Here is a 22853-nt window from a genome sequence, read left to right as displayed (position 1 = left end):
TCAGATCCGGCCGTCTGTGTTCACATGTCGAGCACCAAACGATCGCTCCGCGCCCGGGACACGCAGATCAGCATCGAGTCCTCCCGTTCCGCGTCCGTCAGCAACTCGTCCCGGTGATCGATCTCCCCTTCCAGCACCCGCTGCCGGCAGGTCCCGCAGAATCCCTGCTCGCACGAGTAGGCGGTGTCCGGCAGCTCCCGGCGTACGGCGGCCAGCACCGTCGAGCCGGCCGGCACCGTCAGTGTCCGGCCGCTGCGCCGCAGTTCCAGCTCGAACCCGGTGTCCCCGCCGGCCGTGGCGCGGGGCGCGAACCGCTCCAGGTGCAGGGCGGTCCCCGCGGGCAGCGCCTCCTCCACCGCCGCCGTCAGGCCCTCCGGACCGCAGCAGTACACCGCCGCACCCGCGGCCGTGTCCGCGAACAGCGCGGCCGGATCCGGCCGCCCGTCCTCGTCCCCGGCGACCACCGTCAGCCGGTTCCCGGCCAGCTGCCGCACCTCCTCCAGGTACGGCATCGACGCCCGGGTCCGCCCGCCGTACAGCAGCCGCCAGTCGGTGCCGTCCGGCAGGGACCGCAGCATCGGCAGGATCGGGGTGATGCCGATGCCGCCGGCGACGAAGACGTACGAGGAAGCGCCGGCCAGCGGGAAGCCGTTCCGGGGGCCGCGCACCTCCAGCTCCATGCCCTCGGCGAGCTGCTCGTGCACCTCGCGCGAGCCGCCCCGGCCGTCCGGCACGAGCCGCACGGCCACCGTGTAGGAGGAGGTGTCCCCGGGGTCCCCGCACAGGGAGTACTGCCGTACGAGCCCGGACGGCAGCACCAGGTCCAGGTGCGCCCCCGGCTCCCAGCGCGGCAGGTCCGCGCCTTCGAGGCGGAGTTGTACGACCCCCTCGGCGACGGTCTCGCGCGCGGTGAGCAGCAGCCGCAGGGCCCGCGGGCGCGGCCGGCCGGAGAGCGGCGGGTCCAGGGCGGGCAGCGGCCACAGCGGGGAGGCCCGGACGCGGCGGCGCAGGGCCCGCCGGGTGAGCAGGGCGGCGCCCGCGACGAGCGCGACGGTACCCGGCTTCGGCATCACGCGGCCCTCTTCTCCGCCGCCGTGGCCGCGGGCGAGGCGGCCAGGTAGGCGACGGCCTGCTCGGTGTCGCCCTCCTGCGAGGGGTGGTAGTCGCGGCGCAGATAGCGCGGGACGGATCTGAGCATGTCCCCGGTCGCGGGCAGCAGGCCCTGCCTGCCGCGGACGTACAGGTCCCCGAACGTGGCCCTGCCGTCGACGAGGGTCGGGTCGTTCGCCATGAAGAAGCGCGTCCCGCGCTGCCACAGGAACACCATCGCCGCGAGGGCGGTGGCCCAGGTCCGCACCCGTCGGCGGTAACCGCCGTCGACGTGCATGAACAGCTCGAAGGCGACCGAGCGGTGCTCGACCTCCTCCGCGCCGTGCCAGCGCAGCAGGTCCAGCATGGTCGGGTCGGCGCCGTGCCGGTCGAGTGCCTCGGCGTTGAGGACCCAGTTCCCGAGGAACGCCGTGTAGTGCTCGATGGCCGCGATGAGGGCGACCCGCTCCATCAGCCACCACCTGCGCGGCCTGCCCGGCGGCAGGGTCCGGTCGCCGAGCAGCTTCTCGAAGAACCAGTCGACCTGCGCGGTGTACGGCGTCGGATCCAGCCCCAGTTCCCGGAGGCGGGGCAGCACCTCGTCGTGGGCCTGGGAGTGCATCGCCTCCTGGCCGATGAATCCGATGACGTCCGCACGGAGCCGCTCGTCCCGGATGTACGGCAGCACCTGCTTGTACACGTGCACGAACCAGCGCTCGCCGGCCGGCAGCAGCAGATGCAGCACATTGATGGTGTGCGTGGTGACGGGATCCCCCGGCACCCAGTGCAGCGGCGTGCCCTCCCAGGAGAAGGACACCTTGCGCGCCGTGAGCGGCACCCGGGCCTGCTTGTTGGACATGGCGTCAATGTACTGGTGGGTAAGGTGCCTGAGAACCCCTGTGCGGCACCTTGTTGACGCCAGCGTCAGCTAGCGCAGTCCGCTGATCCGCCGCCCGTCCGCCAGCGTCCCCGTCAGGTCCGCCCGTGCCCCGTGCCCGGCCTTCACCGCCAGCAACGGCCCCTGCCCGGACGCGGTGACCCCGCCCGACGCCCCGATCGACGCCGTGTCCCCGCTGCCCGCCGCCAGCAGGTACCAGGAGCCCGCCGCCGACTTCCACAGCACCCCGGCCAGCACGTGCGGGTCACGCGGCCCGCAGGCCGGCACGTCCGTGCCCTTGGCGACGACCGCCCCGGCCGCCCCGCCCGGCGTACGGAACTGCGCCAGCGCGGCCGTGCCGTCGCCGCGCCAGGTCTCCGCCCGGGTGCACACCCAGGTGCCGGACCCGCTGCCGTCGGGCAGCGGCTGCTCGGCGTACGCCCAGGCGTTGACGCTCCGGACGCCCGCCGACCGCTCGACCGCCAGGGAACAGGCGAACGGCGCCCAGGTCCGCAGCCCCTCCGGCCCGGACGCCTCCCCGGGCCTGCCGGGCCGGCCGGCCGTGAGCCGGGCCGGGACCAGCTCGCCGAGGTCGGTGGCGAGGTGCGTGCCGGAGGCGTCGGTCAGCTGGAGCACGGTCCACGAGGAGCAGGCACCGGGCTGCATGGCGGGGCTGGCCAGCGGTGTGGTGACACCGTCGGTGAGGGCGAGCGGCGTGGCGGCCGCGTCCGGCTTCGTCAGGTCCCGCTGCGCCGCCTTCGTGACCCAGGGGGCGGTCAGATAGCGGACGTTGCCGTCGGAGCGGCCCAGCACCAGCGCGCTCGCCCCGGCACCCGAAGCGCCGTCGACCCGGGCGAAGTCCAGGGCCGCGCCCTCCGTGCCGGTCTTCGGCTCGGCGTACCGGGCGATGCGCAGACCGTCGTAGAGGACCACCACCCGGGCGGCGTCGACCTCGCCCGCGTACAGCAGCTGGGGCGGGCCGGCCGGGCCGCCGGTCTGGGTGCCGGGGGTCGCCGAGACCCGGACCGTCTCCCCGGGGCGGGCCCAGACCGCGAGGGCGCGGCGCAGCAGGTCCTCGTCACCGGTGAGCGGGCCGCGGGCGGGCCACACGGAGAAGTCGGTGCGGGCCGAGGTGCGCCAGACGGCGGGGGAGACCCGGGTCAGACGGCCGGGGTCGAGGGCGGCCTCGGCGGCGGGGTTCTCGGCGTAGACGGGGGCCGCGGCGCCGTCGGGGCCCCAGCCGTCGCCCGGCACGGCGACCAGCGCACCGCACACCGCGAGCGCCGCGGCGGCGGCCAGGGCGGCCTTGGCGTGCTGGCGGCGGCGCATCAGGTCGGTGGGCCGGGCCTGCAGCGCACACGGGTCGAACTCGGCGGAGGACAGCAGCCCCGGCTGGGCGGGCACGCTGTTCGCCGAGGCCAGCGCGCCGTCCGGGTCGGCCACGCCGGCGGCCTCCAGGAGTGCGCGGACGTCCGGGTCGGGCAGCTTCTCCAGGCCGCGCAGGACGTAGGCGGCGCGGGCCGGTCCGGTCAGGGCCGACAGTCGCTGGTCCAGGGCGAGTTCGTCGGCGCCGCCCGAGCGCGGGAACAGCCTGAGGCCCCACACCTGCGGGAGCAGCGGCGGCAGCTGGGCGAGCCGGGGGAGGCCCGTGCGGGGGCGGGCCGCCTCCAGGGCCGTCCGCAGCACCCGCTCGCGCAGGTAGGCGTACCCGGGACCGTCCGCCCGGCCGGAGGCCTGGACCGGGATCGCGGACGGCTGCTTGCGGCCCCGGGGCAGCGCGCGCTGGGCGAGGGCGTGTGCGGTCAGCACGCGGCGGCTGCGGCCGAGGCCCGGCGGCAGCACCAGGTAGGCCAGCCGGACCAGCCGGGGGTAGTGCTCGACGAGCGCGGCCTCGGCCTGCTCGACGTCGACCGGGCCGGTGCCGCCGGCGGAGAGGGGACGCGGGGATACATCCTGTGACTGCACGTCCGGGAGAACGAGCGAGCCGGCGGTTGGTCACCGCCGGACGGGTGAGTCACACCTGCGGTTCGACCAGGGCGCGCGCGTAGTTCGCCATCGACCGCTGGTAGCGCGGCAGATGCGGGGCGAGCGCGCCGAGCACGAGGGACAGGCCCTCGCGGTCACGGCCGAGGCTGGACAGGCACAGGGCGAGACAGGCCCGTACCGCGTCGTCCAACTCGTCGGACGGGGCGTCCAGTTCGGGGGTGAGGAGCTTGACGCCCTCCTCGGCGTGCCCGGTGTTCCGCAGCGAACTCGACAGCTGGATCTTCGCCCGGCGGCCCTTGTAGCCGTCGAGTCCGCGGGCCAGCGCCTCCCGGTACAGCGGCACAGCCTTGTCGGAGTGCCCGGTGGAGTCCCAGGCACAGGCCCGCTCGAAGGGGCCCAGCGGGCTGTCGTCCGGCAGCTCGGCCACGAGCGCGTCGATCAGCGCGCGGAACTCGTGCGCGCGCTCTTCCGGATAGTCGTCGAAGGAGGCCCAGGCGGCGGCCACACGGTCTTCCCAGTTCTGGTTCACCGCCTCACCCTCGCACACCCGTGCGCGCCCGTCACCGGATTTGAGCGCAGCGCGAGCGGGAGCCGTATCCGAAGGAGCTGGGGCATGCTTGGCACACCAGGACCGGAGGAACAGATGAGGTTGACAGGACTGCTGCTCGGCGCGGCGGCCGTGGTGACGCTGGCGGGCTGCGGCTCGGGCGGGCGGACGGAGTCGGTGCCGCCCACCGCGACCGGCAGTCTGGAGCGTCTGGCCGCCGAGGTGAAGTGCAAGCCGAACATGCAGACCGACGCCGACGAGATCCGCCAGGCCATCTGCCGCAACGACGACGGCAGGTTCATCCTGGCCACCTTCGCCACCGACCGCGGCCAGCGCGAGTGGATCAACGACGCGAAGGACTACGGCGGTCACTACCTGGTCGGCCGCAAGTGGGTCGCCGTCGGCGACGACGGGGTGGTCAAGGCACTGCGCGGCACGCTCGGCGGCGACCTGGAGGAGGGCACCGACCACCACGCGCACAGCGGCTGACCGGATGCCGGGGCATGACGAAGGCCGGTGACGGGGGGGATTCGTCACCGGCCTTCTGTCCTGCGCCCGCTAGGGGATCATCCGCAGTTCTGACCGTTGTTGATGCAGTTGGCGATCTTGTTGGCCAGACCGTTCTTCGTGACGCTGATGAAGTCGTCGTGGTCCGTGGCCGCCTTGTGCAGCTGCTCCGGGAAACCGTCCACGGCGTAGGCGTTCTTCACCTGGCCGTTCTGGATGGTCGGCGGGTTGATGTTGTAGACGAGCCGCATGGTCAGCTGCGGGATCGCCTTGAACCCGTTCGGGCAGACACCGCTCGCCGGGTCGGCGAACGCCACGTGGGTGCGGTGGTTGGCGCTGTCGGCGTTCTGTCCGTCCCAGCAGCTCTGGAAGGCGAACGAGCGGACCACCTTGCTGCCCTGCGGGCAGATCGGGTACTGCTGCGTCAGCTGCACCTTGTTCTCGAAGCCGGTGCAGCTCCAGTGCGCGTTGGCGTTCGCCAGACCGTTGGTGGTGGTCTTGGCGTCACCGGTGATGATGCGCAGGAACTGCGGCATCGCGACGACCTTGGAGGCCGGGCTGCCCACGTACTTGATCTCGGCCTGGGCCGGGGTCAGGATGCGGCCGACGTTGCCTTCCTTGCCGCCGCCGTCCTTGTTCTGGTCGAAGTCCTGCGTGCCGTCCTGGATGCGGACCACCGGCCAGTAGTACGACGACAGGTCGTTGCGGTTCTGGCAGCTGGTGCCGCCCTGCAGGAACGTGTTGTTGCTGGAGAACGCGTTGACCTTCTGGTTGCCGACGTAGTCGTGCAGGTGGTGCGCGCCGTTGGTCACGCCGGGCGCCACGATCACGTTGTCGGTGTTGAAGTTCTTGTTCGCGTTCACGCCGCAGCGCGTGGTGAACGTACCGGTCGAGGCGTTGCCGGTCTTGCGGGGCTTGCCCTGGACGTTCGGCGCCACCTTGGTGATGTCGACGAAGTCCGCCGCGACCGGGCCGTTGCCGGCCTGCCCGCCGATGTTGCCCTGCTGGCCGCCCTGCTGCTGGCCGCCGTTCTGTTGCTGGCCGCCCTGCTGCTGGCCGCCTTGCTGCTGGCCGCCTTGCTGCTGACCACCCTGCTGCTGGCCGCCGTTCTGTTGCTGGCCGCCCTGCTGCTGGCCCCCGGCGGTCGTCTGGTTCGCGGTCTGCGTCGTGCAGGCGGCGAGCTGCTTGAGCGCGTTGTCGAAGGAACCGCCCACCCGCTGGATGTCGATGCGGATCCGGTCGATCGTCGCCGCCCGCTTCTCCTTGAGGGGGCCGACGATCGAGTTCTGTACGAAGCTCGCGTCCTTCGTCTGGGCGTCCCGGGTGGAGGCGAGCCGGTTGTAGGCCTCGGTGATCTGCCGGTCGAGGTTGGACAACTCCTTCGCCACGCCGTAGCGCGCCGCGTTCGGCACGTTCGTCAGCTTCTGCTGGACGTCCGGGCAGGAGATCGTCGCGACCTGCGCCGTCGCGGCCTTGGTCTGGTTGCCTCCCCACGACTGGTTGTTCGACTCGTGCGCCGAGGCATAGAAGTTCGCCCAGATCAGCCCGCCCCCACCGAGCGCTAGGGCCGCCGATGCGGCTATGGCCTTGGTGGCCAGCGGCGTACGGCGTTTTCGTGTGTTGCGTCCCATGGAACTCCTCTGACTTCCTTGCGGGGCAGCATCGAGGCGCCCGACAGGAGTGAAGCGGCGCCCTTCCATACGGACGCCGCCCCAGAGGTGTTCACCGGTCTCACAAATTCCCCTCAGGAACAACAGAGTTGGCAGGTCACCGGTCACGGTCCAGATGGGCGAGCACCGCCAGCACGCGCCGGTTGTCGTCGTCCGACACCTCCAGACCCAGCTTGGCGAAGATGTTGGAGGTGTGCTTGGCGACCGCCCGCTCCGTCACCACGAGCTGGGCCGCGATCCCCGCGTTGGACCGGCCCTGCGCCATCAGCTCCAGCACCTCCCGCTCGCGCGGGGTGAGCCGGGCGAGCGGCTGGTCGCCGGCCGACCGCCGGGACAGCAGCTGCCGGATCACCTGCGGGTCCATCGCCGTACCGCCGGCCGCGACCCGCCGTACGGCGTCCACGAACTGGTCCGCGTCGAACACCCGGTCCTTCAGCAGATAGCCGACCCCGCCCGTGCCGTCGGCGAGCAGCTCGCGCGCGTACAGCTGCTCCACGTGCTGGGAGAGGACCAGCACCGGAAGCCCGGGCCGCGCCCGCCGGGCCGCGAGCGCGCACTGCAGACCCTCGTCGGTGTGCGTCGGCGGCAGGCGGACGTCCACCACCGCCACGTCCGGCGTCAGCTCGGCCAGCGCGCGGGTGAGTTCGGGCCCGGACTCGACGGCGGCGGCCATCTCGAAGCCGTAGGCCTCCAGCATCCGCACCAGCCCGTCGCGCAGCAGGAAGAGGTCTTCGGCTAGGACAACACGCACGGGATCTCCAGGGTCACCATGGTGGGACCGCCGGCGGGGCTGCTGACGGCCAGGACTCCGTCGAAGGTACCGAGCCGGCGCTCGATCCCGGCGAGCCCCGAACCCGCCCCGGCCGCCGCGCCGCCCCGGCCGTCGTCGGTGACGGTGATCCGCAGCCGGCCGTCGGTGTGGTGCATGTCGACCAGGATCCGGTCGGCACCGGAGTGCTTGACGGCGTTGGTGAGCACCTCGCTGACCGCGAAGTAGGCGGCCGACTCGACCGGGGCGTCCGCGCGGCCGGGCAGTTCCACGGTGACCTCCGTGGCCATGGGCAGCCGGAGCGCCAGCGCCCGTACGGCGTCGCCGAGTCCGCGCTCGGCGAGCACCGGCGGGTGGATGCCGCGCACCAGGTCGCGCAGCTCCGCCAGGGCCTCGGCGGAGTTCCGCCGGGCCTGGGCGAGCAGTTGCTTCGCCTGCGCCGGGTCCCGTTCGACCAGCATCTCGATGGTGCCCAGGTCCATGCCCATGGCGACCAGCCGGGCCTGGGCGCCGTCGTGCAGGTCCCGTTCGATGCGGCGCAGTTCGGCGGCCGAGGTGTCGACCGCGTCCCGCCGGGTCTCGGTCAGCACTCGGACCCGCTCGGCGAGTTCCCCCCGACGGCCCCCCAGCACGGCCCGGGCCAGCCGGAAGTGGGCGGTGAGCAGGCGCGGGGTGAGGCGCCAGGTGAGGGCGAGGACCAGGGCGCCGAGCGCGGCCGCGCCGAGGGCCGTCACCGGGCCGGTGACCGGCACGAAGCCGTACCAGTAGGTGTCGCCCGGTTCCCGGACGTAGGCCCGCCACAGCCCGGCGCCCACCAGGAACCCCTGGACGGGGTAGAACACCAGCACGGCCGGCACCAGCGCGGTGACGAAGCCGGCGGTCATGTCCACCGGCAGCCAGAGCACGTCCCGCCGCACCTGCGGGTCCCGGAACAGCGCCACCGTGCGCGTCCAGGGGTTGGCGCTCCGCGGGAGCGGCCGGTACACCGCCGGGATCCGGATCCCGCACCACTGGGCCGCGAGCCTCCTGCGGGCGTCCGCCAGTGCCCGTACGCCGGTGAGGACCGCCGGAGTGGTGACGAGGCCGATGCCGAGCGGTACCAGGGCGACGGAGACGAGGGTCAGGGCGAGGAACGCCACACCGCACGGCAGCACCACGACGGCCAGCACCAGCCCCTGCACGGCGGCCAGCAGCGCCTCCCTGGCCCGGGTGCGGAAGGCGGTTCTGTCTTTGTCGGTGTTCATGCGGTCAGTCTTGCCGACGGCCGCGGCCGGGTCAGTCGTCCGAGGCCCCCTCCCGGGGGGTGGTGCCAGGTACACCCCCGGCCCGCGCCAGCACCCTCGCCTCCACCTCCGCGTCGAGGCCCTTACGGGTGCGGTCCGGCCGCTGGGGCGCGCTGCCGCCGATCTCCGTCAGCCAGCGCCAGGTGTCCGCGACGGTCTCGCCCACCGGCCGGCACACCAGTCCCGTCGCCAGCGCCCGCGACACGTCCGCGCAGTGCACGGCGTCGAACATCTCACCGCCCGGCGGCACCCACACCGGCAGCTCGGTCCACGGCTCGATCCCGGCGTCCAGGATCGGCTCCGGGTCGGTCCAGCGCAGCTCCGCGTCCGCGCCCGTGACCCGCACGCACGCCTCCAGCAGCTCGCCCATCGTGGTGTGACCGGGCGGGCTCACCAGGTTGTACGGCCCGGACAGACCGCGCTCCAGCGCGCCGAGCAGCCACTCGGCGAGGTCGCGCGCGTCCACGTACTGCAAGGGCAGTTCGCGCGGTCCGGGGGCCAGGACCGGGCCGCCGCGGGCGATCCGGGTCAGCCACCAGGGCAGCCGGCCCACGTTCTCGTACGGGCCGAGGATCAGACCGGCCCGGACCAGCAGCGAGTCCTTCGTACCGAAGGCCCCGACGGCGGCCAGTTCGCCGCCGCGCTTGTCCGCCGCGTAGTCCGTCTGCCCCGCGTCGGCGGCGCCCCCGACCAGCGGGGCGTCCTCGGCCCCCGCGCGCGGCCACGGCCACACGTACACCGACCGGCTGGAGACGTACGCGTACCGGCCGGCCCGGCCGCGCAGCAGCCGGGCCGCCTCGTGCACGGCCCGCGGGGCGGCCGACCAGGTGTCGACCACGGCGTCCCAGCCGTCCCCGGCCGCCGCGAGCGCGGCGAGCCCGCCGGGCGCGGTGCGGTCGCCGTGCAACGACCGCACCCCGGCCGGGGGCCGGTGCCGTCCCCGGTGGAAGACGGTCACCTCCCAGCCGCGGCCGAGCGCGGCCTCCACCACGGCCCGCCCCACGAACTCCGTACCGCCCAGCACCAGAAGTCTCATGCCGGGATCGTGCCCGGCCCGGGGCCGTGCCGGCACGTGGCTCTGCCGACGGCAGAACGGTCAGCGGCCGGTCGGCGGCGTGTACTTGTAGCCGACCCGGCGCACCGTCTGGATCGCCTGGCGGTGCCGGGCGCCCAGCTTGCGGCGCAGCCGGGCGATGTGCACGTCGACGGTGCGGCCGTCGCCGACGTGGCCGTATCCCCACACCGTGGTGACCAGCTGGTCGCGGGTGTGCACCCGGTGCGGGTGCGCCACGAGGTGGGCGAGCAGCTCGAACTCCAGGTAGGTGAGGTCGAGTTCCCGGCCGTCGACTTCGGCGGTGCGCTGCACGGTGTCGATCCGCACCAGCGGCTCGGCGTCGGCGGAGTCCGCCACGGGCTCCGGCTGGTCCGGGACGGCGACCGGCAGGAACGGGGGCCGCTGGTCGGCCGGGACCAGCACCAGGTACCCGACCATCGGCGGCCGGCCCGGCAGGCTCGGCAGGGTGTGCTGCGGCGCGGGCAGCCAGGTGGCGCCTGGCGGCAGGAAGTCCGCGACGTCGACCACCTCGTCCCGGTCGACGGCGCGGAGCCGGTGCCGGGAGCCGGTCGGGGCGGGGGTGGTCAGGGTGGCGGAGACGGAACGAGAGGTCGCCATGAGGTCAGCTCTTTCGCGCGAGGAGTTCGTCGGGAGGAGCGGCGGCCGCGATTCGTGGTCGGGCGCGCCTGGAGGACGTACGTCGTTTCGCGCTGGCCGAAGGCCGGGGGTGTACGGCTTTAGAGGGCCCGCGCGTTCATCGCGCGGCAACACACACGGTCGAAGTCGTGGTGCTGACGGGAAGGCCAGAACGGCTCGAGGTCGTGGCGACCCGTCGCGGTGATCTGATGGAAGCCGACCATGGACCCATTGAAGCAGAGGCGCGCGGCGTGCAGGAGTCTCCTCTCACTGCTTGGACGCTTCCCTGGCCTGAAACAGACCGGGCAGCCCCCGGGTTCCCCGGCGTTCTGCCCTGGTCAGGGGCGTGATGACGGTCGGCCGTGTCCGGAATGCCGTCTCACTCCTCGGGACGGCGGCGGCCCGGCGGTGCGGGGACCGGCGTGAACCGGGGCGCGACATGCGCGAGGGGCGCCCGCTGTGACAGCGGGCGCCCCTCGGTGCAGTGAAGGCGGATCAGACCTGGCCGGCCTTCTCCAGCGCGGAGCAGCAGGTGTCCACCAGCAGGCGGGTCACCACGTACGGGTCGACGTTGGCGTTCGGGCGGCGGTCCTCGATGTAGCCCTTGCCGTCCTTCTCGACCTGCCACGGGATGCGGACCGAGGCGCCGCGGTCGGAGACGCCGTAGGAGTACTTGTCCCACGGAGCGGTCTCGTGCAGACCCGTCAGGCGCTCGTCGATGCCGGCGCCGTAGTTCTTCACGTGGTCCAGCGGCTTGGAGCCCTCGCCGAGCGACTCGCACGCGGTGACGATCGCGTCGTAGCCCTCGCGCATCGCCTTGGTGGAGAAGTTGGTGTGCGCGCCCGCGCCGTTCCAGTCGCCCTTGACCGGCTTGGGGTCCAGGGTCGCGGAGACGCCGAAGTCCTCGGCGGTGCGGTACAGCAGCCAGCGGGCCACCCACAGCTGGTCGGAGACCTCCAGCGGGGCGAGCGGGCCGACCTGGAACTCCCACTGGCCCGGCATGACCTCGGCGTTGATGCCGGAGATGCCGAGACCGGCCGTCAGGCAGTTGTCGAGGTGGGCCTCGACGATCTCGCGGCCGAAGATCTCGTCGGCGCCGACGCCGCAGTAGTAGCCGCCCTGCGGGGCCGGGAAACCGCCCTCGGGGAAGCCCAGCGGGCGGGAGCCGTCGAAGAAGGTGTACTCCTGCTCGATGCCGAAGATCGGCTCCTGGGCGGCGAACTTCTCCGCGACCTCGGCCAGCGCGGCCCGCGTGTTCGACGGGTGCGGCTGCATGTCGGTGTCGAGCACCTCGCACAGCACCAGGATGTCGTCGCCACCGCGGATCGGGTCCGGACAGGTGAAGACCGGCTTGAGCACGCAGTCCGAGGAGTGGCCCTCGGCCTGGTTGGTCGACGACCCGTCGAAGCCCCAGATCGGCAGCGCGTCGAGACCGGCCGGAGCACCCGTGATGATCTTCGTCTTGGAACGCAGCTTGGCTGTCGGCGCGGTGCCGTCGATCCAGATGTACTCAGCCTTGAAGGTCACGGGGGCCACATCCTTCGGGGGGTGGGTCGGGCACTCACGGGTGCTGCGGCGCTGCGGCACTGGGGCGCCGCTCGATCTGCCGGGCAGCCTGTCAACAGGCCGTTTCCCATCCATTGCTCGTATGTGAACCCCGTGTTACCTGGTCTTCATGTGGCCGGGCTCACCTGGTGAGGTCCCGTCGCGCGGGGTGCGGGCGCGCCCGAAGGGGATACGGCCGGGTTCCGCGGCCGGCGTCAGGGCCGGAGACGACGGTGACCCGCTCCTGGTTGCGTACGACAGGGACGACAGGGGGCGGCACGACCGACAGGGGCGACGGACATGCCGGGGCGGGCGGAGGGGCTGTCCAGGCCGTGGCCCCGCCCGGCGCCCCGGGGGGGGGCGAGCCGGGCAGGGACCGGGCCGGGCCGGCGACCGCCACCCCCGTGCGGTCGCCGGCCCGGCCCGGCCGGGCGCCGCGCAGCGCCCGGCCGGCTACGCGCGTGTGCCGGGGCACGCCGCCTGTTCCTCCTGGACCCCGGCCCGCTGCCGCGCCGGGTCCAAGGCGGCGTACCCCGCTCCGCGCCCCGCGGGTCCTGCTGCTCGTGGCCGCGAACAGCAGGACCCCCACCGGGTTCGTGTCAGTCCCTGAGCCTCACCCCACCTTCTCGATCACAGCGCGGCGGATGAGGAACTTGCCCGGTTCCCGGACCTGTTCGAAGGCCGCGTTGTTGAGCAGCACACAACTGCCGGAGACGGACGTCACCTTCACCGTGGTGGACTTGTTGTTGTCCAGGTTGGTGACCTTCAGGGTGGTGCCCGCCGGGAACTGGTTGCTGGACGCGGCCGGGGCGCCGCCCTCGCCGGACAGGGTCACCGTGGAGCCCTTGCACACCTGCTCGCCGGAGGCCGCGGCGCCACCGGCGCCGTTGTCTCCCGCGGCGGCCGTCTCCGAGGGCTGCGCGCTCTGCTCGGCGCCGCCCGCCTGCTGATCGGCGCCCTGGCCGGCGCCCTGACCGTTGCCCTGCTCGCCGTTGCCCTGACCGTTGCCCTGCTGGCCGTTGCCGCCCTGCGCCGCCTGGGAGTCCTGAGCCGACTCCCCAACGGTGCAGCCGGCCGCCTTCTGCTGGACCTCGATCTGCTTGATGACGGCCTCGCGGTTGGCGATCCGGGCCGCCGACTGCGCGTCCGGTTTCGCCTTCTGGTCCGCGATGAACTTCTGGTTGTTGCCGAGGGCCGTGGCCAGCCCCTTGCACACGTTGGAGTCCCCGGCGGACAGCGTCTTGGCGTGCTGCGGGCTCTGTGCGGCGTTCGAGGTGGACGCCAGTGCGAAGGCCCCGCCGCCCGCCACCGCCGCGGCGCTGACGAGCAGCGCGATCTTCTTCTTCGTACCGAGAGTTCTCCTGCGCGACATCCGCGCCTCCTGAGAGGTAGGGGAGCGTACGCCGCTATGTACGAGATACCGAACGAGGTTACTCAGCGGTTTCAGCGGTCGGCTGAGTAACCTGCGTCACAGTGAAGATGAGTAACCGTCAGCTCTTGCTGTGTGCGAGGGCCTCCCGTACGGCCTCCTCGGTGCGTGCCACCAGCGTCGTCCCGTCGTCGGCGGTGATGATCGGGCGCTGGATGAGCTTCGGGTGCTCGGCGAGCGCGGTGATCCACCGGTCCCGCGCGCTCTCGTCCCGCGGCCACTCCTTGAGCCCCAGTTCCACGGCGACCGCCTCCTGGGTGCGGGTGATGTCCCACGGCTCCAGGTTCAGCCGCTCCAGTACGGCCCTGATCTCGTCCTCGCTCGGGACGTCCTCGAGGTAGCGGCGGACGGTGTAGTCGGCCTCCTCGGCGTCGAGCAGGCTGAGCGCGCTCCGGCACTTGGAACAGGCCGGGTTGATCCAGATCTCCATGCGGGACACGGTACTCGGCGGCGGCTCTGTTCGATTTCGCGACACCTCGGCAGCCCCGTCGCCCCCATCCGTGACAGCCGGTCAATTTCCTGCTCGACCTGCACCTTTGCCCGCCCGCGCGGACCCCCGATTGTCAGTGCCCGCCGGTAGACTGGAAGCAGTGTTCGAGGAGGTCGCCGGAACCCCCGGGGGCCGCCTGACCGCGACAGGAGGATGCCTGTGCCCGCTGCCGCCCTGAAGCCCAAGCCGTTGCCGACCCAGTCCACCGCCCAGCGTGCCGTGCTGTTCGACTCGCCCTACGAGCCCATGGCCAAGCGACCGCTGCCGGCCGGGCGGCCGCGCGAGTGGTACGTCACGCACAACCGGCGCCTGAAGGCCATGCGCCTCGCCATAGCCCTGCTCGACTCCGGCGTCTACCTGCCGGACCAGGCCCGGAACGAGACGATCCGCAGCACGGCCGAGCGGATCGGGATGCGCCCCCCGTCGGACACCACGTGCCACATGGTGCGGGCGCTGATGCGCTACTCGCGCTGAGCCGGTACCGGGTGCCCCCACCGGTGCGGGGCACCCGGCACCCGGCTGTCATGCCTCAACTCCCGTTCGTTCGCCGCATGGAAGCGCACGGGACGACCCGGACGGCCCCCGGCCGCCCGGCCTCACCGCGGCTCACGATCCCGCGCCGCCATGGTCGCCGATGCCGCCGGCGACCGGGTCCTGCGCCCGGGGACGCCCGTCCAACAGGGCCGTCACGAACGCCTTCCGGTCCTCGGCGTGGTCGCGGAACCACAGCCCCAGGATGTGGCCGGCCTCGGGGAGTTCGAAGCGGGTGAACCGGCTGCGGACCGACAGCGCCTCCTGCAGGGCCGCCGTCACCGCCGGCGGGATGACCGTGTCGGTGCCCGGCACCACCAGCACCGCCCGGCCCTCGTACGAGCCGAACGCCTCCAGGGCGGGGGAGCGCCGCCAGCTGTCCGGGGTGCGGATCAGCGTGGAGAAGCGGCCCTCGCCGGTGCCGAACGGGACCTCCCAGGCCTCGGGCGTGTACACGGCGGGCGCGCAGAGCCCCACCGCCGCCACCCGGCGCCCGTAGTGCCGTACCAGATCCGCCACGGTCTGTCCGCTCATGCTGAAGCCGACCAACACCAGGGGATCGCCGGCCGGGGCGTGCGCGTCGAGCACCGCCACCGCCTGCTCGAACCGCCGGCGCAGGCTCAGCTCCGCGAGGGCGCCGGTGCTCTCGCCGTGGCCGGAGAAGTCGAACGCCAGGGCTCGGCAGCCCTGGTCGGCGAAGTCGGTGACGAGCGGCAGCAGCCGTTCCTTGCTGCCGTTGCCCGCGCCGTGCAGCAGGACCACCGTGGCCCGGCCGGGCGGGCCCGCGCTCACCCCGCTGAGCCGTTCGCCGTCGTACGGGCAGCTGAAAGCGGTGAGTTCGTCCATACCGGCCATTCACTCACGGCCGTGCCCGCAGCCGGAAAACGGGGTGCAGCGGCTGTCACGCCCTCCCTACTCTGAACAAACGGCGGCGAAACAGACACACCCCGCCGCTCCCCTCCCCTCGAATCCCCTCACCCGGAGGTCCGTCATGCGTGAAGTGCTCGCGACCGGGACCGTCGTCCTGGTGATCCTCGGAATCGGAGACCATCTCTGGTGGCTCGCCGCCGTCGCCCTGCTGTACCTGTACGCCACACACGGGCGCGGCTCGCCCGGTACGGCCCCGCCCGCGGGCTCCGGCGCCCCGCCCGACAGCTACCGGGCGTACCGGGAGCGCCGGGACCGGCAGGCCAAGTGGGAACGCCGCTACCGCCGTGAGCGGCCCTTCGAGGCCCGGCGGCAGGAGCGGGGCGGGAGCACGCGGTGAACGGGGGCGTCCCCGGCCGTCACAGACCGGGGGCGCCCCACACCGGGAACCAGCGGCCAAGGTCCGGCTCGATCCGCAGGTCGTCCCCGAGCACCGACTTCAGCTGCAGCTCCAGCGCGGTGTCCCGCCGCTCGGCGGCACCGGGCAGCGGGGCGAACGGATAGAACGTGCCGCGCTTGTAGAGGTAGACGAGCGCCAGCGTCCGGTCCGTCCCGTCCGTGAAACCGGCCAGGGAGCACAGCAGTTGCGGGCCGAAGCCGTTGGCCTCCAGGGAGGTGTTCACCGCGTGCAGGTCGTTGACCAGCTCGGTCAGCTCGCCGGGAGCGCGCCGGGACACCAGCCAGGAGTAGCCGTAGCCGTCCCTGCGCAGCTCCACCGGCGGGCCGGCGCGGTCGGTGTCCGCGTCCAGCAGCGCCTGCACCTCACGGTGCATCTGCTCGAAGGCCGCCCCCTCGACCGTGGCGAAGCACACCGCCCCGGACCCGGTCGGCGTGAAACCGGCCGCCACCTCCAGCGTCACGGCCGCCGACGGCAGCGCGAACAGCTGGTCCAGATCGGGCGCGACCGGCTTCGAACGGCCCAGCAGGATGTCCAGCAGCCCCACGGTCAGCCCGCCTTCCCCGGGGTTGCGGCCTCGCCCAGCTCCGCCGAGATCCGGCCCAGCTGCTCCAGCCGCTGCTCCAGGCTCGGGTGCGTGGAGAAGAACCGCTCGATGCCGGGCTCCCGGCCGGTCGCCGGGGTGAAGTAGAACGCGTTGAACGCCTGGGCGGTCCGCAGATCCTTGGTCGGGATCCGCGCGATCTCCCCGGACACCTTGGTGAGTGCCGCCGCCAGCGCCGAGGGCCGGCCGGTCAGCAGCGCCGCCGCACGGTCGGCAGCCAGCTCCCGGTACCGCGACAGTGCCCGGATCAGCAGGAAGCTGATCGCGTACACGGCCGCGGAGACGCCCAGCACCGCGGCGAACACGGCTGCGGTGTTCTGGTCCCGGCGGCCGCCGCCCAGGACCTGGGAGTAGAAGGCGAACCGTACGACCAGACCCGCGACCACCCCCAGGAACGACGCGATCGTGATCACGGCGACGTCCTTGTTCCGTACGTGCGACAGCTCGTGCGCCAGTACGCCCTCCAGCTCCGCGGGCTCCAGGCGGCGCAGCAGCCCGGTCGTCACGCAGACCACCGCGTGATCGGCGCTGCGCCCGGTCGCGAACGCGTTCGGCATGTCCATCGCGGACACGGCGAGCACCGGCTTGGGCAGGTCGGCGATCGCGCACAGCCGGTCGACCACGGCATGCAGCTCGGGATACTCCTCCCGCTCCACGGGCCGCCCGCGCATCGCGAACATCGCGATCCGGTCCGAGAACCAGAACTGCGCCACGAACATCGCCCCGATCAGGACGGCGACCAGCAGCCAGGACTTCAGCAGCACGATCAGCGCGGCGACGAACCCCACGTACAGCAGCCCGAGCAGGAACATCGTGAGACCCATCCGCACGGTCAGCCGCCGATCACTCCGGAACCGGCTCCGCATCTTGCATCACCCCGCAGTCAGGCACTCGTCCCGCTGTCCAGTGTGCACCTGCGGACTCCCATGAGCTGGTCCCGAAAGACCCCAGGAGCAGCAAAAGGTCCCGGTGCGTCACCGGTGCGCTGCCGTGGGTCAGCCCAGCAGGGAGCGGCCCCGGGCCAGCAGCCGGGCAACCTCCGCTTCCGACTGGGTCCGTGCTCCCCACCGCAGTGCGCGCCGCACCACCGCCGCGGCCCGCGTCCGCAGCCGCTCGTCGGGACCGCCGAGCAGCGTCACGGCCGCCCGCAGGCGTACGACCTCGCCGTGCGCGTGCAGCAGCCGCCACGCCGACACCCGCTCCCATCGGGGGCGTTCCGGGTCCAGCCGCCGCACCAGTTCCTGTTCCGGCAGCCTGGCGGCCGACGGCAGCAGGGCGAGCGTGGCCTCGCGCACCACGCCGGGTGCCGGGTCGTCCAGCATGCGCCACATCCGCCGTACGTCCGTCACGTCCAGCGTCCGCAGTCCGGCCACGGCCCGTGCCCGCACCCCCGGTGCCGGGTGATCCAGCAGCGGCCACAGCAGGGCGGCGTCGGCGCGCGTCCCGCACTCCGCGAGCCCGATCACGGCACCGGGCGGCAGGAGCGGGTCGGCGGCCTCGGCACAGCGCGCCCGGTACCAGGGCACCGGATCGGTCCCGTGCTGCCGCAGGACATAGCGGGCGCAGGCCCGCACCAGTGCCGACCGGTCCGCGAGGAAGTCCACCGCCCGGTCCGGCCGGCCCAGCCGCCGCAGCGCGGTCACGCCGGCCGACCGGGCCTGCGGGTTGCGGGCGCCGAGCAGAGCGTCCAGCACCTCGGCCGCGGTGTCGTGCGTGACGGCGGTGAGCGCCGCGTCCGCGCACCGTGTCCGTACGACGGCGTCGTCGTCCCGGGCGGCGGCACGGGCCAGTTCGGCGGGGGAGAGGAAGCCCTCCTCGACGGCCAGGCCGTACGCGAACCGGCGTACCGCACGGTCACCGGACGCCAGGAGCGGGGCCAGCCGCTCCCGGGGCGCCCGCCGCAGGACGTCGCCGAGCAACGCCAGGGCGAAGTCACCGCGGTGGCGGTCGCCCAGGCGCCGGATCAGCGGGGCGAGCGGCGCGGCGGTCACGGCGTCCAGCGCCTCGGTGAGCCGGTCACGGGCCCGTGCCCGCACCGGTTCCGCCCAGTCGGTGCACCGCACGACCACGAGGGGAAGCAGCGCCGGCCGGCCGGCGACCCGGCTCAGCGCACGGTGCCGGACCCTGCCGTCGCGGTGGCACAGGGCGAGGGCGAGCCGGGCGTCGCTCAGCGGATCGCCGGCGGCCAGGGCGGTGAGCAGGGCACGCTCGCCGGCCCACCGCTCCCGGTCGGCGCCGGCGTCCGGCGGCCGGTACCACTCCACCGCCCGCACGCCCTCGTCCAGTTCCAGCCAGGCCGCCGGGTCGCCGGTGTCGAGCGCGTCCGGCAGCGCCGCGCCCCCGGCGAGCCGGAGTGCCGCGGCGACTCCCTCCCACATGTCCGTCTCCCGCTCGTGTCGTCCGCTCGCGCCGGCTCGGCTCCTAGTACGGCGAGCGCATCTGGGCGTACCCCAGCAGCACGATGACCACCGCCACGCAGCCGAGGACCACGGCGGTCGAGACCCAGGACGAGCGGCGGGGGGCCGGGTCCGGGTCGGCGCGGAAGGGGGTCGGGTCCGGGGGGTTCTCCTTCCAGCGGGCGGCGAGCATACGGGCCCGGGCGGAGGGCTCCTTGTGCTCGGCCGAGTTCGCCCATCTGTGATCGAACTCGCGCTCCCAGTCGTCCTGTTCCGGCATCCCCGTTCAACCTCTCTCGTCCGAAAGAACCCGGAGGGATGATCCCCCGACAATAGGAAGTTTGAGAAGCGGAAAAGGTTGCACGGCGGCGCGCCCGGTCAGCCGGAATGGCGGAAACGGGCGCGGTACTCGGTGGGTGTGGTGTCGAGCTTGCGGCGGAACGCCCGGATGAGGGTGCCGGTCGTACCGAAACCGCACGCGGACGCGACCCGGTCGAGTGTGTCGTCCGTGGTTTCGAGCCGGTTCCGGGCGGCCAGACCGCCCTCGACGCCGCGGCCGGCCTGCCCGCCAGGGCGCGGGCCGCGGGCGAGCGGGTCGTGCACGTCGTCCACGACGGCGGCGAGGGCACCCGGTACGACGTCCGCGCCGAGATCGGCGGCATCCACCACCGCGTCGCCCCCGTCGACGGCGAACCCGTCGTCGTGAAGGGCGCCCCGGACTCGGCCACGGCACCGAGCTCGCCGAGCACCTGGACGCCGCGGGCCACAAGGACGTCGTGATCACCGGTTTCATGACCCACATCTGTGTCCTGTTCACCACCCGGGGCGCCTTCCCGCGCGGCAACCGCGCCACCGTGGTGGCCGACGCCCGCGCGACCCGCCCCCTGCGGTCGCCGCTCGCCGAGGTGCCCGCGGACCAGCTCCACCACAGCGCCCTCGTCACCGTCGCCGACCTCTACGGCGTCGTCGTACCGTCGGCGTCCGCGCTGAACCGAGCCCGCGAACGCCGAGGTCCCGCCCCCCTCACCCAAGGGCCTCGCCCCTGGGTGAGGGCCTCAAGCGGGCAGGACGGGGCCGGCGGACGCACAGACCGCGCGGAGGGCCACGTGAGCTGCGGACGCGCGGCTCACAGCGACCGCCGCCCCGCGTCCGCCCCACCGGGAGGCGGCTCCGGTCCGCCGTCGAGCCTGTCGGCGACGAGCATCGCCACGTCGTCCGCCAGGTCGCCCTCGGCGTGGCGGACCAATGCCTCGTGCAGGTGGTCCAGGAACTCCGGCGGGGTGGTGCCGGGGCGTATCCCCTCCATGGCCTCCGGCAGGGCGAAGAACTCGCTGTCGCGGTTGCGGGCCTCTATGACGCCGTCGGTGTACAGCAGCAGGCGGTCACCGGGGAGGAACGTATAGCTCTCGGCTTCCGGGGGAGGGCCGGTGACGAGGTCTTCCATGCCGACGGGCGGCAGGGGCGAGGCCGGCGTCAACGCCCTGACCCTGCCCTGGTGCAGCAGCAGCGGCGGCGGATGCCCACGGTTGACCAGCTGCACCACGGGTTCCTCCGGCACCTGTGCGATCAGCACCGTGGTGAACCCTTCCAGCAGGACGTCCTCGTCGTAGGCGCCCGGCACGGCGAGTTCCCGTCGCAACGCAGCCGCACAGTGGTTCATCACCTCCACCAAGTCGTCCTCGTAGTGCACGGCCTCCCGGAACGCGCCCGCAGCCACTGCGACGGCTCGTACCGCGGCAAGCCCCTTGCCCCGGACGTCCCCGACCATCATCCGGACGCCGTACCGGGTCTGGACGGCCTCGTACAGATCACCGCCGACCTGTGCGCCCGTCCCGGCGGCAAGGCACAGGCTGGCCGCCCACACGGGGCCCAGTCGCGCGGGTACGGGTCTCAGCACGACCTCCTGCGCCGCCAGGGCGATCTGGCGAACTTGATCGAGCTCCCTCTGCCGGCGCGTCTGCACGGCGCTGCTCGTGAGGAAGCCGGCCACGGACACCAGCGCCAAGGCCAGAAAGTTGGTGTAGACCTGCAAGGTGCCCCACGCCTGGTTGTAGGTAGCCGTGGTCACGCCGACCACCAGCGCGAGAGCGGCCGCCGCGGTGGTCCCCTTGGGGCCCAACGTCACCGCCGCCAGCGCCGGGATCGCGGTGAGAAGGGGCCCGGTGTAGATGAAGTGGGCCGGCGTGAGCTCGATGACCAGCACGGCCAGCCCGATCAGGAAGGGCACACAGTGCATCAGGGCGAAGAGGACCCGGCCATGGCCGCCTGCTCCTAGCCGAGGGAACGACCGCAGGAGCGCCTGCATGCTTTCAGCCTGCCTTGCCGGAGCCCACGCCTCCACTCGCCGCCCGCCCCTCGGCGCGGCGAGGCCCTTGCGCCGGCAGTCGGAGTGCGGGGAGTCACTCGGCGTTCGTCGCTGTGCACTCCCGCACGACCGCCGCGCCAGGGACCACGCAGCCTGAGCGGACCCGGGGCCCGGAGCCGAAAAGCCGTCGGCCGGCTCTCCCGCGCGGGGAGAGCCGGCCGACGGCCCGCAGGCGGCCCAGGGGAGCGGTTACCCGCTCTGACCTGGGGCGATATCACACGTCGAAGTAGAGCTCGAACTCGTGCGGGTGCGGACGCAGCTGGAGCGGGGCGATCTCGTTGGTGCGCTTGAAGTCGATCCACGTCTCGATCAGGTCGGACGTGAACACGTCGCCCTGGAGGAGGAACTCGTGGTCGGCCTCCAGCGCGTCGAGGACGGCGTTCAGCGACGTCGGGACCTGGGCGACGTTCGCGTGCTCCTCCGGAGCCAGCTCGTACAGGTCCTTGTCGATCGGCTCGGCCGGCTCGATCTTGTTCTTGATGCCGTCCAGGCCCGCGAGGAGCAGGGCCGAGAAGGCCAGGTACGGGTTGCCGGAGGAGTCGGGCGCGCGGAACTCGACGCGCTTGGCCTTCGGGTTGGAGCCCGTGATCGGGATACGCATCGCGGCGGAGCGGTTGCGCTGCGAGTACACCAGGTTGATCGGCGCCTCGAAGCCCGGCACCAGACGGTGGTACGAGTTCACCGTCGGGTTGGTGAAGGCCAGCAGCGACGGGGCGTGCTTGAGGATGCCGCCGATGTAGTAGCGGGCGGTGTCCGACAGGCCCGCGTAACCGGCCTCGTCGTAGAACAGCGGGTCGCCGTTGCTCCACAGCGACTGGTGCACGTGCATGCCCGAGCCGTTGTCACCGAAGATCGGCTTCGGCATGAAGGTCGCGGTCTTGCCGTTGCGCCAGGCGACGTTCTTCACGATGTACTTGAAGAGCTGCAGGTCGTCGGCGGCGGCGAGCAGGGTGTTGAACTTGTAGTTGATCTCCGCCTGGCCGGCGGTGCCGACCTCGTGGTGCTGGCGCTCGACCTTCAGGCCGGACCGCTCCAGCTCCAGGGAGATCTCGGCGCGCAGGTCGGCGAAGTGGTCGACCGGGGCGACCGGGAAGTAACCGCCCTTGTAGCGGACCTTGTACCCACGGTTGTTCTCCAGGGCGCCGGTGTTCCAGGCGCCCGCCTCGGAGTCGATGTGGTAGAAGGACTCGTTCGCCGAGGTGGCGAAGCGCACGCTGTCGAAGACGTAGAACTCGGCCTCGGGGCCGAAGTACGCGGTGTCGGCGATACCCGTCGACGCCAGGTACGCCTCCGCCTTCTTCGCCACGTTCCGCGGGTCACGGGAGTACTGCTCGCCCGTGATCGGGTCGTGGATGAAGAAGTTGATGTTGAGGGTCTTGTCGCGCCGGAACGGGTCCACACGGGCGGTGGACAGGTCGGCGCGCAGAGCCATGTCGGACTCGTGGATGGCCTGGAAACCACGGATCGACGATCCGTCGAAGGCCAGCTCCTCGTCCGGGTCGAACGCCTCAACGGGCACCGTGAAGTGCTGCATGACGCCCGGCAGGTCGCAGAAGCGGACGTCGACGAACTTGACGTCCTCGTCCGCGATGAACTTCTTGGCCTCGTCGGCGTTCTGGAACATCCAGCTCCTCCTACTCCCGACCGTCCTCGCCGGGGTGGTAGATCGTTCGTGCGGCCAGTGCGGTGGCACACGCTGGTCTCGACCCTAGGTACGGGTGATTTCTCGGGCGTGACTCGTTTGTTTCGCA

22 protein-coding genes and 2 pseudogenes are annotated in these 22853 nt (G+C 72.7%); 4 read left to right on the top strand and 20 right to left on the bottom strand.

What is annotated here, in order from left to right; all coding sequences use genetic code 11:
• Positions 1 to 20: 20 nt before the first annotated feature.
• The 4 genes from S1361_RS12225 to S1361_RS12210 form a co-directional block, all read right to left on the bottom strand.
• Positions 21 to 1070 carry a PDR/VanB family oxidoreductase gene (locus tag S1361_RS12225; protein ID WP_208031879.1) on the bottom strand — a complete coding sequence of 350 codons (1050 nt, stop codon included), beginning with the start codon at positions 1068 to 1070 and terminating at the stop codon, positions 21 to 23.
• Positions 1070 to 1948 (bottom strand): metal-dependent hydrolase, encoded by an 879-nt coding sequence (locus S1361_RS12220; protein WP_208031878.1) that lies wholly within the window; start codon positions 1946 to 1948, stop codon positions 1070 to 1072. The genes S1361_RS12225 and S1361_RS12220 overlap by 1 nt, the downstream gene beginning before the upstream one ends.
• A 69-nt stretch (positions 1949 to 2017) precedes the next feature.
• Complete coding sequence (locus S1361_RS12215; protein ID WP_208031877.1) at positions 2018 to 3931, bottom strand: hypothetical protein; 1914 nt, start codon at positions 3929 to 3931, stop codon at positions 2018 to 2020.
• A gap of 49 nt (positions 3932 to 3980) precedes the next feature.
• Positions 3981 to 4481 (bottom strand): tetratricopeptide repeat protein, encoded by a 501-nt coding sequence (locus tag S1361_RS12210; RefSeq protein WP_243769149.1) that lies wholly within the window; start codon positions 4479 to 4481, stop codon positions 3981 to 3983.
• A gap of 84 nt (positions 4482 to 4565) precedes the next feature.
• Here S1361_RS12210 and S1361_RS12205 point away from each other — a divergent pair, with 84 nt between their 5' ends.
• Positions 4566 to 4988, top strand: a complete 423-nt coding sequence (locus S1361_RS12205; protein ID WP_243769148.1) for a hypothetical protein — start codon at positions 4566 to 4568, stop codon at positions 4986 to 4988.
• 77 nt (positions 4989 to 5065) lie between these two features.
• On the opposite strand, the gene S1361_RS12200 is transcribed toward S1361_RS12205, so the two are convergent.
• The 8 genes from S1361_RS12200 to S1361_RS12165 form a co-directional block, all read right to left on the bottom strand.
• Positions 5066 to 6637, bottom strand: a complete 1572-nt coding sequence (locus S1361_RS12200; protein WP_208031875.1) for a DUF1996 domain-containing protein — start codon at positions 6635 to 6637, stop codon at positions 5066 to 5068.
• Between the two features lie 136 nt (positions 6638 to 6773).
• A complete protein-coding gene (locus tag S1361_RS12195; protein WP_208031874.1) occupies positions 6774 to 7427 on the bottom strand; it encodes a LuxR C-terminal-related transcriptional regulator in 654 nt (217 codons plus the stop codon).
• Positions 7412 to 8689 (bottom strand): sensor histidine kinase, encoded by a 1278-nt coding sequence (locus S1361_RS12190; protein WP_208031873.1) that lies wholly within the window; start codon positions 8687 to 8689, stop codon positions 7412 to 7414. Before S1361_RS12190 ends, S1361_RS12195 begins: the two co-directional genes overlap by 16 nt.
• A 31-nt stretch (positions 8690 to 8720) precedes the next feature.
• The gene (locus tag S1361_RS12185) at positions 8721 to 9764 is read right to left on the bottom strand and encodes an NAD-dependent epimerase/dehydratase family protein (protein ID WP_208031872.1); all 1044 of its coding nucleotides are present in this window, start codon (positions 9762 to 9764) and stop codon (positions 8721 to 8723) included.
• Between the two features lie 60 nt (positions 9765 to 9824).
• Entirely contained in the window at positions 9825 to 10400 is a 576-nt protein-coding gene (locus S1361_RS12180) for a winged helix-turn-helix domain-containing protein (protein WP_208031871.1), read from the bottom strand.
• 513 nt (positions 10401 to 10913) lie between these two features.
• Positions 10914 to 11945 carry a glutamine synthetase gene (gene glnII, locus S1361_RS12175; protein ID WP_208031870.1) on the bottom strand — a complete coding sequence of 344 codons (1032 nt, stop codon included), beginning with the start codon at positions 11943 to 11945 and terminating at the stop codon, positions 10914 to 10916.
• Between the two features lie 631 nt (positions 11946 to 12576).
• Positions 12577 to 13335 carry an RlpA-like double-psi beta-barrel domain-containing protein gene (locus tag S1361_RS12170; RefSeq protein ID WP_208031869.1) on the bottom strand — a complete coding sequence of 253 codons (759 nt, stop codon included), beginning with the start codon at positions 13333 to 13335 and terminating at the stop codon, positions 12577 to 12579.
• A 118-nt stretch (positions 13336 to 13453) separates the two neighbouring features.
• On the bottom strand, positions 13454 to 13822 hold the full coding sequence (locus S1361_RS12165; protein ID WP_208031868.1) for an ArsC/Spx/MgsR family protein: 369 nt from the start codon (positions 13820 to 13822) through the stop codon (positions 13454 to 13456).
• Positions 13823 to 14041: 219 nt separating this feature from the next.
• Between S1361_RS12165 and S1361_RS12160 the strand changes: the two genes are divergently transcribed.
• Positions 14042 to 14356, top strand: coding sequence for a hypothetical protein (locus S1361_RS12160; RefSeq protein ID WP_208031867.1), 315 nt, complete (start codon positions 14042 to 14044; stop codon positions 14354 to 14356).
• Positions 14357 to 14488: 132 nt separating this feature from the next.
• Here S1361_RS12160 and S1361_RS12155 read toward each other — a convergent pair whose 3' ends face one another.
• On the bottom strand, positions 14489 to 15259 hold the full coding sequence (locus tag S1361_RS12155; protein WP_243769147.1) for an alpha/beta hydrolase: 771 nt from the start codon (positions 15257 to 15259) through the stop codon (positions 14489 to 14491).
• 145 nt (positions 15260 to 15404) lie between these two features.
• On the opposite strand from S1361_RS12155, the gene S1361_RS12150 reads away from it, so the two are divergent.
• The gene (locus S1361_RS12150) at positions 15405 to 15680 is read left to right on the top strand and encodes a hypothetical protein (RefSeq protein ID WP_208031865.1); all 276 of its coding nucleotides are present in this window, start codon (positions 15405 to 15407) and stop codon (positions 15678 to 15680) included.
• A gap of 19 nt (positions 15681 to 15699) precedes the next feature.
• Here the strand turns inward: S1361_RS12150 and pspAB are convergent, their stop codons facing one another.
• From pspAB to S1361_RS12125, 5 genes and pseudogenes are all read right to left on the bottom strand, one after another.
• Positions 15700 to 16284: a PspA-associated protein PspAB gene (gene pspAB, locus S1361_RS12145; protein WP_208031864.1), complete on the bottom strand. Its 585-nt coding sequence runs from the start codon at positions 16282 to 16284 to the stop codon at positions 15700 to 15702.
• Between the two features lie 2 nt (positions 16285 to 16286).
• On the bottom strand, positions 16287 to 17207 hold the full coding sequence (gene htpX, locus S1361_RS12140) for a zinc metalloprotease HtpX (protein ID WP_208031863.1): 921 nt from the start codon (positions 17205 to 17207) through the stop codon (positions 16287 to 16289).
• A gap of 129 nt (positions 17208 to 17336) precedes the next feature.
• Positions 17337 to 18719, bottom strand: a complete 1383-nt coding sequence (locus tag S1361_RS12135; protein WP_208031862.1) for a hypothetical protein — start codon at positions 18717 to 18719, stop codon at positions 17337 to 17339.
• 43 nt (positions 18720 to 18762) lie between these two features.
• The gene (locus S1361_RS12130; RefSeq protein ID WP_208031861.1) at positions 18763 to 19017 is read right to left on the bottom strand and encodes an SCO2583/SCO2584 N-terminal domain-containing protein; all 255 of its coding nucleotides are present in this window, start codon (positions 19015 to 19017) and stop codon (positions 18763 to 18765) included.
• 98 nt (positions 19018 to 19115) lie between these two features.
• Positions 19116 to 19271, bottom strand: a pseudogene (locus S1361_RS12125) (helix-turn-helix domain-containing protein); the annotation flags it as partial.
• Between S1361_RS12125 and S1361_RS12120 the strand changes: the two are divergent.
• Positions 19266 to 19726: pseudogene (locus S1361_RS12120) on the top strand (isochorismatase family protein); the annotation flags it as partial. The pseudogenes S1361_RS12125 and S1361_RS12120 overlap by 6 nt on opposite strands.
• A 137-nt stretch (positions 19727 to 19863) precedes the next feature.
• Here S1361_RS12120 and S1361_RS12115 read toward each other — a convergent pair.
• Both S1361_RS12115 and glnA read right to left on the bottom strand, forming a co-directional pair.
• On the bottom strand, positions 19864 to 21042 hold the full coding sequence (locus S1361_RS12115) for a PP2C family protein-serine/threonine phosphatase (RefSeq protein WP_208031860.1): 1179 nt from the start codon (positions 21040 to 21042) through the stop codon (positions 19864 to 19866).
• 274 nt (positions 21043 to 21316) lie between these two features.
• Positions 21317 to 22726: a type I glutamate--ammonia ligase gene (gene glnA / locus S1361_RS12110; RefSeq protein ID WP_208031859.1), complete on the bottom strand. Its 1410-nt coding sequence runs from the start codon at positions 22724 to 22726 to the stop codon at positions 21317 to 21319.
• Positions 22727 to 22853 lie beyond the last annotated feature (127 nt).

This window comes from Streptomyces cyanogenus (assembly GCF_017526105.1).
GTDB lineage: Bacteria > Actinomycetota > Actinomycetes > Streptomycetales > Streptomycetaceae > Streptomyces > Streptomyces cyanogenus.
This window is presented reverse-complemented; position numbering and strand designations above follow the sequence as displayed.